Raw genomic sequence first — 13,168 nt, forward strand, 5'->3', positions numbered from 1 at the left:
ACAATACAGAAAGAATCAAATTTTAGAAAAGAGGATTTTATGTTTTCATTATTAGCAACTGCCGGTACGACAGACTCTTCTGGCGAGACATTGACAGATCAAGCTGTCAGCAAAGTAAATGCGTTTCAGCGGTTTTGGGACGGGATTGATTGGGACGCCATTTTGGCTGCCTTTATCCAAAAAAGTTTATATCTGATTTTTTTGATCGTCCTTTTTTGGATTCTTCACCGTGTGGGAAAATATCTGATTGATAAGTCTTTTAATCAGTATTCTAAAAAAGCCATTCTAAACGAGAGCCGCTTAAAGACTTTACATAGTCTTTTAAATACTATTTTTCATTATACCCTTGGTTTCTTTTTTATCTATGCAATTTTATCTGCTATCGGTGTGCCGATCGGATCACTTTTGGCTGGTGCCGGAATTGCAGGTGTGGCAATCGGTCTTGGTGCCCAAGGGTTCATGAGTGATGTTATTACCGGATTTTTTATTATCATGGAACAACAGATGGATGTTGGGGACTACATCAAGCTAGCAAACTTAACGATTGAAGGAACCGTCGTATCTGTTGGTATCCGTACCCTTCAGCTGAAAGCAACGGATGGTACTGTCCATTTCATCCCGAATCGAAACATCACCACGATCAGCAATCTCTCTCGTGCAAATATGCAAGTACTTTTAGATATCCGGATTGTTCCTGAAGAAGGATATGACAAAATCTATGAGATCATTGATCGAGTAAATCGTACATTAGCTGAAAAATACCAAGAAGAGCTCCAAACTGAACCTTCTATCTTTGGATTAGTGGATCTTGGAAACAGCAATTTTGCGATTCGTACGGTCTGCTACGCATTGAACGGAAAACAATATGCCTTAAAAGAAGAGTTCTTGAGCTCCTATGTCAAAGAATTGACAGCTTCTGGTTTCACGATTCCGAACAGTCCAATTGCTGTCGGAAAATAATTTGGACAAACGATGCAACGAATCTCACTAAAAAGAGCGTGGGACAAAAGTAAAGAACACTTTTGTCCCACGCTCTAAACACGTATAAACGGCGGAAGCAGAAGCAACTCCTTCGGAAATAAGCTGAAATTCACAAAAATTTGAAAAGCAATTTTAGTGAATTCCTTCTTATTTCTTGGAGTTAAACGCTTTTGTCCCAGCCTCTTTTTCAAGATAAAGTCAAAACTGGTACATCGATTTGTTCTTTTAATTCTTCGATTTTCGGAGACAATATATTACGACGTTCTAATTCATGCACCATGAAGTTTACGGCTTTAAGCAGCTCTTTTCTTGTAATGATTCCTTTGAAAATCCGATCTTCTGTGACAACCGGTAAAAAAGGCGAATCGACTAACAAATGGAGTACTTCTTCTAGTTCCCAATTTTCATCAATTGTCGGAACATCTGTTTCTGTCACATCAGCAACCGTTAGTCCTTCTAACGGGTCCATGCTGATTGTTTGCAAGTCAATCATTTTATTGACCACATCTGATAAACTTACTAGTCCTACAAAGTGATCATCTTTTCCTAATACAGGAATTTTGGAATAACCGACCTTCGATAACACAAGTAAACCATGGGATAATGGATGATGATACATAACATTTGCCACATTTTCTGCAGGAATCAAAAACGTTTCCTGATTTTCCAGCAGCATTTCTCTTACTATAGGTCCAATCATCTGATGGCCTCCATTTCTATTTCATTCAACACTACTATTTTACCGAAACCGGATGCAAAATTCATAAAATAAAGCTTATTTTTATTAAAAATTAGAGTTTTTTTATTCAGCGCTCTCTCGAAAAAGAAAAGGCCAACTCTTCAACTGCCTGATGGGCACGGTTATAGTATTGAACAGAAATTTGGTCATCTAAACTTTCGATAAGAGCATATGATGGGATTTGGATCGGGCCTCTAGGATGAGAAATGCTACCAGGATTCAAAAACAGGATTTTCTGATCCATCTCACAGCCTATTTGATGGGTATGACCAAAAAACACCATATCGGCAGTTGCAGCTCGAGCTTCGATTGCTAACTGTGTCAAACCAAATCGGACATTCGATAAATGACCGTGAGTCATGAATACTGTATCCTGACCAGTTTGGATCACTTTTTTCTGTTCGAATCCTGGTCCATAATCACAATTACCTTGAACCACTTGGAATGTATCCCATAATGGGTCAGAAGCTTCTAATTCCGAATCACCACAATGGAAAAAGATATCCACTTCAGAACGATAACGATCTACTAAGTCAACGAGGATATCTCTGTCTCCATGATTATCACTTACTACTAAATACCGCATCTATCTCTCTCCTTCCAGCCATTGTTTCCACTCGGCACTCAATTTTTTCATTGCTTGAGCCCGATGACTGATCTTGTTTTTTTCTTCGCTCGATAATTCTGCTGCTGTTTGTTTCTTACCTTCTGGGATAAATAAAGGATCATACCCAAAGCCATTTTCGCCAGATGGTATACGGGCTACTCGACCGGGCCATTCCGCTTCTACTACAAGGCTGTCTTTTTTGGGTGCCGCGAATACTAATGTACAATGGAATTGTGCTGTTCTTTTTTCATCCGGCACATCTGTCAATTCATATAATAATTTGGCGTTATTCCCCGCATCACTTTTTTGTTCCCCTGCAAAACGTGCAGAATAGATTCCTGGCATACCGCCTAAAGCATCGACTTTCAAACCTGAATCATCTGCTAAGACTGGCTGATCAAGCAATTGTGCAATCGTTTCTGCTTTTAATCGGGCATTTTCTTCAAATGTGCTGCCAGTTTCTTCCACATCTGGCAATTCAGGATAGTCAAGTAATGTTTTTACATGATATCCCGCTTCTTTGAACATATTTCGAAACTCTTCTGCTTTTCCTGGATTTCTTGTCGCAATGATGATTGTTTTTGTTTCTTCTATCCGCTCATCATTTTGAGCAAACTCTGTTAGCAAAGCATGTTTTTGCTCTTTGATCAAATCTTCAATCGCGTTTTTTCCAAAAAAGAGCATTTCATTCAACTGTTCACCATCAAACGTTGCTTCTTCTCCAGTTCCTTGAATCTCCACGAATTTTCCAGATTCTGTCATTACAAGATTCATGTCCACAAGTGCTGCGGAATCCTCTTGGTAATCCAAATCTGTGACGCAAGTCCCATCTGGTAAGATTCCTACGCTAACTGCAGCAAGATGTTCTTTGATTGGATCTTCTGACAATTCTTTTTCTCTTAAAAGTTTTTCAATGGCTAATTTCAATGCCACGAATGCCCCAGTGATACTTGCTGTTCTAGTACCGCCATCCGCTTGGATCACATCGCAGTCTACGATGATACTACGTTCTCCTAATTTTTCCAAGTCTACTACTGCACGCAAGGAACGACCAATAAGACGCTGGATTTCCATTGTTCTACCAGAAAGTTTCCCTTTGCTGCTTTCTCTACGATTTCTCGTACTCGTTGCTCGAGGCAGCATACTATATTCTGCTGTCACCCATCCTGTTCCTGTTTCTCTCAAAAAGGGAGGTACAGAATCTTCTATTGTTGCAGAACAAATAACTGTTGTATCACCAAAACGGATCACAACCGATCCTTCTGGATATTTGAAAACATTTGTTTGAAGCTCCAGTTTGCGAAGCTCTTGGGCTTTTCTCCCGTCATGACGCATCCTTATTTCCCCCCCAATTCAATATGATCTACATTTAGGTGTCCGATTCCAAGCCAGTCTTCAGCTATTTCCTCGAAAAGTTTGGCAGAGCCAGTTGTATAAAACTGGCATAATGTCCGACCATTTTGCGGTGAATTGCTCAGATTGAAATAATCTAACAGCATAGATACTTCACCTACTGTTTCTGCTCCAGAATCGATCAGTTGAACATTTTCTCCCACTACATTTTGAATGATGGGGCGTAATAATGGATAATGGGTGCATCCCAAAATCAATGTATCGATTTTTTTAGTGGTTAAAGGAGCTAATGTTTCTGCCACAATTTTTTTCGCCACCGATGAATGGTATTCATTACTTTCGACAACTGAGACAAATTTTGGACAAGCAAGACTTGTCACAGTCAATTCTGGCACTTTCTCTTTCAGTGCTTTTTCATAAGCTTGACTTTTTACCGTACCAATCGTACCGATAATGCCAACTTGTTTATTTTGTGTTTTTTTTACTGCCGCTCTTGTACCGGGAAGGATCACACCGATGACTGGAATAGAAAGAGCAGCTTTGATTTCTTCTAAAGCCACCGCAGTTGCGGTATTGCAGGCGATCACCAGCATCTTGATTCCTTGATCCACTAGATAATCCGTCATTTCCCAAGTATACTGGATTACCTGTTCCGCGGGTCTAGGGCCATATGGGCAGCGTGCTGTGTCTCCTACAAATAAAATATTTTCATTCGGTAATTGTTTCAGGGCTTCTTTTACTACAGTCAAGCCGCCGACACCTGAATCAATAAATCCGATAGGGCGATTATCTGTCAATCGTATCATCCTTTTTTTCAATAAATTCTATCCTCCCTATTGTGTACTTTTTAGCGTGATTTTTCAAGTGCTCTCCCTTTTTTAAAATAATCAAAACCTCTGCTTTTCTAATTTTAAAGAAAAAAAGCCGGTTGTGACTTTAGTTTGCCACAACCGCTAAAAGAATCATCTATTAATAACTGTACCGTCTCTTTTCCAAGTAACCGGAAAGCAGAGAAAGCGCGTAACATACCACGAAGTACATAAGTGTCATGATGATGAACATCGGAAGCACATAATTGGTGTTCTGTCCATAAATAATACGTGCCTGATGAGAAAGTTCAGGTAAAGAAATGATTACTGCTAATGAAGTATCTTTGATCAGTGAAATCAATTGGCTCACAATTGCCGGGATCATTGATTTAAATGCTTGCGGTAACACGATCGTTCGCATCGATTCTACATAAGTCAGTCCCGTTGATAATCCTGCTTCCATCTGTCCTTTTGGAACAGCATTGAGTCCAGCTCGGAAAATTTCCGACAACATAGCTGACTCAAAAATCGTTAATGCTGCGACAGCGGACCAGAAGATGTTCATCTGAATGCCGATTTGAGGTAAGGCAAAGTAAGTGAAGAAAATGATCAATAATAATGGAAGATTCCGTATAATATCAATCACTACACCAAGGATTTTGGAAAAGAAAGGGATATTCGCAAAACGAATCACACCTGTCAGACCACCGATCAAGAAACTAAAAATGATCGAAAACAATGAAACTTCAACAGTAACCTTTAATCCTTCCAATAAAAAACGGATATTCATCCATGAAAAAGCGCCGCTAAAATCCATGTATTTCCCCTCCTTCTATGAACGAACCGCCCATTTTTTCTCAAGATAAACCATTAAGTAAGATAACGGTAGCGTGATAACTAAGTAAAATAACCCAACGATGATATACGTATCGAAGGTATTGAATGTTTCACTGGCGATCAAGTCTCCTTGATACATCAAATCTAAACCAGCTACGATTGCTAAAATAGATGAATTTTTTACGAGGTTGATAAATTGGTTGCCTAATGGCGGAATAACGATTTTGAATGCTTGCGGTAAAACAATATAACGCATGATTTCTGAATAGGTAAAACCAGAAGATAGTCCTGCTTCTGTTTGACCTTTTGGTACGGTTTGAATCCCTGAACGTACTGTTTCAGCAATAAAAGCAGATGTATAGATCGTTAATCCAATCGTACCTGCTTGGAATCCATCTAGATTAAACCAATAAATCGGTACGACAACATAAAAAAACATCACGATGATTAATAATGGAATGTTTCTAAAAAATTCTACATATGCCTTTGCTAAGGCGCTCACTACTTTATTCTTTGATAATTGGAAGATTGCCATTAACGTTCCGATAATCAAACTAAACACAAGTGCTAAGACACTCGAAAACAATGTGATCTTGAACCCGTCGACAAAGATTGGTCCATAAGTCTGTATCAATTCGCTCATTGCCTCTCCCCCTTACTCTACTTTTCCTTCAGTTTCATTTGGAAACCATTTTTGATAGATTTTATCATATGTGCCATCTGCATGCATTTCCTCTAGCGCTTGGTTAACAGCTTTCAAGAAGTTTTCTTGCCCTTTGTTGATCGCAATCCCGTAAGGCTCATTAGTAAACGTTCCACCAACTAACTCATACTCTGGATTTTCATCTGCAATCCCTAACAAAATCGCATTATCCGTAGTCATCGCGTCTCCCTGACCAGATTGTAAAGCAGTAAATGCTTCTGCATAGTTTTCTAATTCTAAAATTTTTGCATCTGGTGCATGCTGTCGGATATTCGCAGCCGATGTAGAACCCTTGACTGCTAGAACCGTTGTAGAAGCATTCAAATCATCTACACTTTTGATTTGGCTTCCTTTCTTTACCAACAAAGCTTGGCCAGCATCGAAATAGACATCTGAAAAGTCGACCTGTTTTTTTCGTTCATCTGTGATCGTCATCGTTGCAATAATTGCATCGATATTTCCGTTTTTCAATAATGGAATCCGAGTTTTAGAAGTGACTTCAACAAATTCTGTTTTTCCATTGTCACCAAGGATCTTTTTAGTGATTGCTTTTGCAATATCTACATCAAATCCTTGTACAGTTCTGCTCTCAATATCCATCATTCCAAATAATCGAGTATCATACTTGACACCCCAGATGATTTCATTGGTAGATTTGCTTCGCTCTAAAATATCTTCATTTGCCAACCCATTTCCTTTACATCCGGCTAGTGCAAGAAAAGCAATGCCTAAAAGGAAAATCAGGCGTATTTTTTTTAACCTGCGCATCTTTTTCCTCCTATCAATGATTGATAACTTTACTGATAAATTGCTGTGCTCGGACTTCATTTGGATTTTCGAAAAAGTCTCTCACATTTCTGCTGTCTTCCAATACTTCTCCATCAGCCATGAAGATAACACGATCCGCCACTTCTTTGGCAAAGCCCATTTCATGTGTCACGACAATCATTGACATACCGTCATGAGCCAATTTTTTCATAACGTCTAATACATCACCAATCATTTCCGGATCCAAAGCAGAAGTAGGTTCATCAAACAGCAGCATCTCAGGATTCATCGCTAAACCTCTGGCGATTGCCACCCGTTGCTGTTGTCCCCCGGATAACATGGAAGGATAAGAATCTTTCTTATCTAACATATTGACAGTTTTCAGAAATTTCTCAGCGTTTTTGACTGCAGTTGCCTGGTCTTGCTTTAACACTTTGATTGGTGCTAATGTAATATTTTCCAGAACGGTTTTATTAGGATACAAATTGAAATGCTGGAAAACCATGCCGATATTCTTTCGGACTTCTGTCAACTTTGTCTTTTTATCATGCAAGTCAGTATCATTAATTAGTAGCTTGCCTGAAGAAATCGTCTCTAATCCATTGATACAGCGAAGCATCGTGCTCTTTCCTGAACCAGAAGGACCAATGACAACGACAACTTCTCCTTTCTCGAATTCGAGATTGATATTTTTTAATGCGTGGAACTTGCCATAATATTTATCCACGTGATCAAATTTAATCATTGCCATAGAATTACACTCCCATTATTATTTAGTAAGATTTCTTTTAAAGATGTATAATAAAATACATTATATCTGATAGTTTAGTAATTTGTAAAGTTTCTTAGAACGTTTATTCTCCCATAAATATTTCTTCCATTTCTAATCTATTAGTTATTTTATCCTCTTTCCTTGTTTTTTCATTAGGAACTGTTGTTTCTTTTCAGGAAAAACGGTAAGATATTAAGTGCTCAGACTTACAAATCGTAAAGAGGTGTCTTTTTTGAAAAATATTATTTTAACGGGAGATCGACCAACTGGGAAGCTGCATTTAGGGCATTACGTCGGTTCTCTAAAAACCCGAGTGGTTATGCAGGCAGATGAAGACAACCAACTGTTTGTCATGATTGCTGACATGCAAGCACTGACAGATAATGCTAAAAATCCTGAGAAGGTTTCATCAAATGTCTTGCAAGTTGCTTTAGACTATTTAGCCGTGGGATTAGATCCTGCAAAATCTACTTTATTTATCCAATCACAAATTCCGGAATTAGCTGAATTAACCATGTATTATTTGAACTTAGTCAGCGTAGGACGCGTTCGGCGCAATCCGACTGTCAAAACAGAAATCGAACAAAAAAAATTCGGTGAAAGCGTGCCTACAGGATTCTTTATCTATCCTGTTTCTCAAGCAGCAGATATCACTGCATTCAAAGCGAATCTTGTACCTGTTGGTGAGGATCAAAAACCAATGCTAGAGCAGACACAGGAAATCGTACAAAGCTTCAATCATACATATGGTGAAGTCTTGGTGGAACCAAAAGGCGTATTCCCACCAAAAGGAATGGGTAGATTACCTGGAATCGATGGAAATGGCAAAATGAGTAAATCGTTAGGAAACGGTATTTATATCTCCGATCCTGCCGATGTCTTACAGAAAAAAGTCATGAGTATGTATACTGATCCAAACCACATCCATGTACAAGATCCTGGACAAGTAGAAGGGAATATGGTCTTCACCTACTTGGATGTATTCGGAACAGATAAAGAAGCAATTGAAGAAATGAAAGCTCATTACCGCCGCGGCGGACTTGGTGATGTAAAGATCAAACGATACCTCATTGATGTATTGGAAGCTGAATTTGCACCGATCCGTGCGCGCCGAGAAGAATTGGAAAAAGATCCTTCAGCTGTTATGGAAATCTTACGTAAAGGTAGTGAAGAAGCTGCTAAAGTAGCTGCACAAACACTTTCTGAAGTAAAATCAGCAATGGGAATCAATTACTTCCATTAATTCATTTACTCTAAAAAAACAGGCTGTAAAGGCCTGTTTTTTTATCTCGTCTCTGTGCTATTCCTTTTTTAAAATCAAAAAAAGAGATGTGACGAAGTTGTGTCACATCTCTTTTTCAAATGCATGGTCTTCAAAAGCTACTTGATCGTTACTTACTATATTTTCCCTCTTAGCGAATACTTGCCTCTAGGTTTTCTACCAACGCTTTTTCGACTTTTTCCATTCCTTTATTGATTTCTTCATCTGTCAATGTTGCTTCTGGGTTGACAAATGTCAGGCTATACGCCATGGATTTATGTCCTTTTTCAATGTTTTCTCCTTGATAGACATCAAATAATTGAATATCTGTTAAAAATCTTCCGGCAGCAGAACGGATAACTTCTGTTAATTCCTGATTTGTCACAGTTTCTTTTACAAGCAAAGCGATGTCCCGGCTGACTGCTGGGAATTTTGTCACTGCTTCGAAAACGATCCCTTTTTGAGCAGCTTCCACTACAGCAGATAAATCAAACTCAGCAACATATGTTTCTGGAATATCATAAATTTTTGCAATCGTTGGATGCACTTGACCGACAAAACCAATAAATTTTTCGCCAAGGTAAATCGCAGCAGTTCTTCCAGGATGCATTTCCTTCATTTCTGTCACTGTTTGATAATGGATATCTTCAGTGATGCCTAGTTGTTCAAATAAGTTTTCTAAAAGACCCTTGATGGTGAAAAAGTCTACATTTTGAGCTTTCGTCTGCCAATCTTTTTCTTCCCAAATACCAGAAATAGCGATTGCTGCATGTTTTACTTCTTGCGGCAGATGTGTACGTGGATCATTTTCTTGGAAGAACACCCGACCAATTTCATATAAAGCAATCTCTGTATTTTTTCGGGCAGTGTTATAACTGATATCATCTAATAATCCGCTGATCAAATTCATTCGCAATACAGAACGCTCTTCACTCATTGGCCAGTCCAAACGTGTAATATTGCTTTCTTTTATAACAAACTGTCTTGATTTTTCTTCTGTTGTCAATGAATAACTGATTGCTTCGCTCAATCCGCTTCCTTCAAAGATCGTACGAATTTTACGAGTAGTTTCTTGTTCTTTTGACAAGCTTCCAGCAACCGTTTCTCCACTTGGAAGTGTAGATGGCAACTGGTCGTATCCATAAATACGAGCAACTTCTTCGATAATATCTGCTTCGATTTGGATATCCCAGCGTCTTGGTGGTACTACTACGGAATAAACATGCTCCTTTTCTTCATAGCTAAATCCAAGTGCTTCAAAAATCTCATTTACTTCTTTAACGACAAGAGATGTTCCTAAATATTGATTGATGCGTTCAAGTGAAATCTTCACTGATACGTCTTCTGCTTTGATCTCTGAGCCTTTGACCGCGCCTTGTAGAACTTCCCCACCCGCAAGAGAAACGATCATTGCTGCAGCAACCTCACTGGCTTCTCCAACAGTCGCATGGTTGATTCCTTTTTCAAAACGTGCAGAGGATTCACTACGCAAATTAAATTGTTTTGCTGTACGACGAATCGAAATTGGATCAAATAAAGCAGATTCTAGTGCAACTGTTGTTGTTTCATTCGTGATCTCTGAGTCTAACCCTCCCATGACACCAGCTAAAGCAACTGGTTCTTTGCCGTTAGTAATGACGAGATTGTCAGTTGTCAATTCCCGAGATTCTCCATCTAGTGTTACTAATGTTTCATTTTCTTTTGCACGGCGGACAAAGATCTCTTTTGATTTCAATTTGTCGTAGTCAAATGCATGTAGTGGTTGTCCGAATAAAAGCAAAATATAGTTCGTCACATCTACTACATTGTTGATTGGACGAATGCCTTCGTTCATCAAAAGATTTTGCAGCCATTGAGGACTTGGCTGGATTCTTACTCCTTCAATGATTCTGATTTGATAAGCAGGAACTGCTTCTTTATCTTCAACTTCCACTTGAATTTTATCGCTAGCAGGACGTGAGGATTCTACCAGCTTTTCGTCATCGAATGTAGGAGTCTGACGATAAATTGCCCCAACTTCATAAGCTACGCCACGCATTGACAATGCATCCGCACGATTCGGTGTGATAGATAATTCAATAATCGAATCATCCATATCCAAATAAGGAAAAACTGGATCGCCATTTACAGCTTCTTGTGGCATATAATAGATACCTTCAGCGTACTCTTTCGGTATAACACTATCTGAATAGCCAATTTCTTGTAATGAGCAAATCATGCCATTTGATACTTGGCCACGCATTTTTCCTTTTTTGATTTTTACATTACCAGCGATACGTGAGTTAGGAAGTGCAACAATCACTTTGATTCCAACCTTCACATTAGGCGCTCCACAAACGATTTGAGACAGCTCGTCTTCGCCAATATCGACTTGACAAATAGAAAGGTGATCAGAATCTGGATGTGGTACGCATTCCTTGACTTCACCGACAACGATTTTTTTCAAGCCTTCTTCTGGAACCGTTACTCCCTCTACTTCGATTCCTGTCACAGACATCTTATCCGCTAATTCTTTTGGTGTTACATTCGATAAATCTACATAACGATTGAGCCACTTATATGAAACTAACATCTTCTTACTCCCCCTTGAACTGACTTAAGAAACGTAAGTCATTTTGATAGAAATTACGGATATCATTCACTCCATACCGCAACATAGCTACGCGGTCTGGTCCAAGGCCGAAAGCAAAGCCTGAATATTCTTCTGGATCGATTCCTGACATCTTCAACACATTCGGGTGCACCATGCCAGCTCCTAAAATCTCGATCCATCCAGTGTATTTACATACGTTACAACCGGCACCACCACATTTGAAACAGCTGACATCTACTTCTACTGATGGCTCCGTAAATGGGAAATAACTTGGACGCAAACGAATTTCACGATCTTCCCCAAACATTTTTTTCATTACGACTTCTAATGTTCCTTTAAGGTCGCCCATCGTGATGTTTTTATCAACAACTAGCCCTTCAATTTGATGGAACTGATGACTGTGGGTCGCATCATCTGTATCTCTGCGGAAGACTTTCCCTGGCGAGATCATTCGTAGAGCACCCTTAGAGAAATCATGTTTTTCCATTGTCCGTGCTTGGACTGGTGAAGTATGTGTCCGAATGAGTATCTCGTCTGAAATATAGAAAGTATCTTGCATGTCCCTTGCCGGATGGTCTTTTGGCAGGTTCATCCGTTCGAAATTGTAATGGTCAGACTCTACTTCGTAACCTTCTACGATCTGATACCCCATACCCACAAAAATATCTTCAATTTCTTCCATGATTTGTGTCACGATATGACGTGTACCATGTTTTACTTTTCTACCAGGTAGTGTCACGTCTATTGTTTCTTTTGCCAAAGCTGCATTTAACGCTTCTTCTTCTAATACTTGTTTTTTTCGCTCGATCTCTTCTGTCAAAAGATCTCGGATCTCATTTGCGAAACTTCCGACTTTTGGTCGCTCTTCTGGACTTAGATCTTTCATCCCACGTAATACTTCTGTGATCGGTCCTTTTTTTCCTAACGTTTCAACACGTATTTGATTTAATTCATTTAAATCTTGTGCCGCTGTGATTTTGACGAGCGTTGCTTCTTTCAAGCTCTCTAATTGTGCTTGTAGAGACATGTGCTTGTTCCTCCTTTAAATTCCAAATACAAAACAAAAAGACCTCATTCCTGTTAAGGAACGAGGTCTTCGCGTTACCATCCTAATTTGCGGATAAATGACTTACACCGCACTCTTACTTCGTTAACGACAATTGCCGGTCTGATTTTATCAGACGAACTCGGAAAGTGAACTTCATTTTTCAAACACAGGATCTGCTTTCAGTCTGCGACAGATCTCCCTGAACTGGTTTAGCCAAACTACTCTTTTTCGTCATCGTTCTTTACTTATTCGTATGGACTATAGTTTACAAGATTTTTTTTACAAAATCAACCGCATTCTTCCTCTGTGACCCATTTTTCGCTCCAAACTTGTATTTGACGCATCGCTTTTTGCAAGTCTGCTCCTTTTTCAGTCAAGAGATATTCTGAACGGCTCTTTTCGCTACAGGCAAAGTTTCGAGTGACTATTCCTTCTTTTTCTAATTCCTTCAAGCGTTCGACTAATACTCGATCACTGACCATCGGGATTTTTGCCGCAAGCTCAACAAAGCGTTGCGGACCGTTTTCAAGTAGTACATCGATAATCAATCCGTTCCATTTTTTTCCTAAAATAGAGAATGTTTTTTCAAATTTAGGGCATAAAACGAATTCTGTCTGTGTTAGCTCCATCATACTCACCTCTTCCCAGAGTATAGCATAATCCTTACAAAACATAAGTCAAGTTTGCTCAATTATAA

Annotated in this window: 13 protein-coding genes and 1 other annotated feature; of the genes, 2 read left to right on the forward strand and 11 right to left on the reverse strand. The window is 39.1% G+C overall.

Annotated elements, in window-relative coordinates; translation table 11 throughout:
* The first annotated feature begins 39 nt into the window (after window positions 1-39).
* A complete protein-coding gene (locus tag OS139_RS01185; protein WP_002295791.1) occupies window positions 40-960 on the forward strand; it encodes a mechanosensitive ion channel family protein in 921 nt (306 codons plus the stop codon).
* 208 nt (window positions 961-1,168) lie between these two features.
* Here OS139_RS01185 and cbpB read toward each other — a convergent pair whose 3' ends face one another.
* The 8 genes from cbpB to OS139_RS01225 form a co-directional block, all read right to left on the reverse strand.
* Entirely contained in the window at window positions 1,169-1,681 is a 513-nt protein-coding gene (gene cbpB / locus OS139_RS01190; RefSeq protein WP_325066769.1) for a cyclic-di-AMP-binding protein CbpB, read from the reverse strand.
* A 106-nt stretch (window positions 1,682-1,787) separates the two neighbouring features.
* Complete coding sequence (locus OS139_RS01195; protein ID WP_002331805.1) at window positions 1,788-2,306, reverse strand: metallophosphoesterase; 519 nt, start codon at window positions 2,304-2,306, stop codon at window positions 1,788-1,790.
* Entirely contained in the window at window positions 2,307-3,662 is a 1,356-nt protein-coding gene (rph, locus tag OS139_RS01200; RefSeq protein ID WP_002319030.1) for a ribonuclease PH, read from the reverse strand.
* Window positions 3,663-3,664: 2 nt separating this feature from the next.
* Window positions 3,665-4,486, reverse strand: coding sequence for a glutamate racemase (gene racE, locus OS139_RS01205; protein WP_033655702.1), 822 nt, complete (start codon window positions 4,484-4,486; stop codon window positions 3,665-3,667).
* Window positions 4,487-4,649: 163 nt separating this feature from the next.
* Window positions 4,650-5,306 (reverse strand): amino acid ABC transporter permease, encoded by a 657-nt coding sequence (locus OS139_RS01210; RefSeq protein WP_002296876.1) that lies wholly within the window; start codon window positions 5,304-5,306, stop codon window positions 4,650-4,652.
* A gap of 15 nt (window positions 5,307-5,321) precedes the next feature.
* Window positions 5,322-5,969, reverse strand: coding sequence for an amino acid ABC transporter permease (locus OS139_RS01215; protein WP_002288038.1), 648 nt, complete (start codon window positions 5,967-5,969; stop codon window positions 5,322-5,324).
* 12 nt (window positions 5,970-5,981) lie between these two features.
* A complete protein-coding gene (locus OS139_RS01220; protein ID WP_002288041.1) occupies window positions 5,982-6,797 on the reverse strand; it encodes a transporter substrate-binding domain-containing protein in 816 nt (271 codons plus the stop codon).
* Window positions 6,798-6,810: 13 nt separating this feature from the next.
* A complete protein-coding gene (locus tag OS139_RS01225) occupies window positions 6,811-7,548 on the reverse strand; it encodes an amino acid ABC transporter ATP-binding protein (RefSeq protein WP_002288042.1) in 738 nt (245 codons plus the stop codon).
* Between the two features lie 253 nt (window positions 7,549-7,801).
* Here OS139_RS01225 and trpS point away from each other — a divergent pair, with 253 nt between their 5' ends.
* Window positions 7,802-8,812, forward strand: a complete 1,011-nt coding sequence (trpS, locus tag OS139_RS01230; RefSeq protein ID WP_002306810.1) for a tryptophan--tRNA ligase — start codon at window positions 7,802-7,804, stop codon at window positions 8,810-8,812.
* Between the two features lie 169 nt (window positions 8,813-8,981).
* Here the strand turns inward: trpS and pheT are convergent, their stop codons facing one another.
* The 3 genes from pheT to OS139_RS01245 all read right to left on the reverse strand — a co-directional run bounded on the left by pheT (window position 8,982) and on the right by OS139_RS01245 (window position 13,100).
* A complete protein-coding gene (gene pheT / locus OS139_RS01235; RefSeq protein ID WP_002331807.1) occupies window positions 8,982-11,402 on the reverse strand; it encodes a phenylalanine--tRNA ligase subunit beta in 2,421 nt (806 codons plus the stop codon).
* Window positions 11,403-11,406: 4 nt separating this feature from the next.
* On the reverse strand, window positions 11,407-12,450 hold the full coding sequence (gene pheS / locus OS139_RS01240) for a phenylalanine--tRNA ligase subunit alpha (protein ID WP_002295783.1): 1,044 nt from the start codon (window positions 12,448-12,450) through the stop codon (window positions 11,407-11,409).
* A 53-nt stretch (window positions 12,451-12,503) separates the two neighbouring features.
* Window positions 12,504-12,715: a binding site (T-box leader), on the reverse strand.
* Between the two features lie 43 nt (window positions 12,716-12,758).
* Window positions 12,759-13,100: a winged helix-turn-helix transcriptional regulator gene (locus tag OS139_RS01245; protein WP_002295781.1), complete on the reverse strand. Its 342-nt coding sequence runs from the start codon at window positions 13,098-13,100 to the stop codon at window positions 12,759-12,761.
* Window positions 13,101-13,168 lie beyond the last annotated feature (68 nt).

The sequence above is a fragment of the Enterococcus sp. E4-223 genome (genome assembly GCF_035727065.1).
GTDB lineage: Bacteria > Bacillota > Bacilli > Lactobacillales > Enterococcaceae > Enterococcus_B > Enterococcus_B faecium.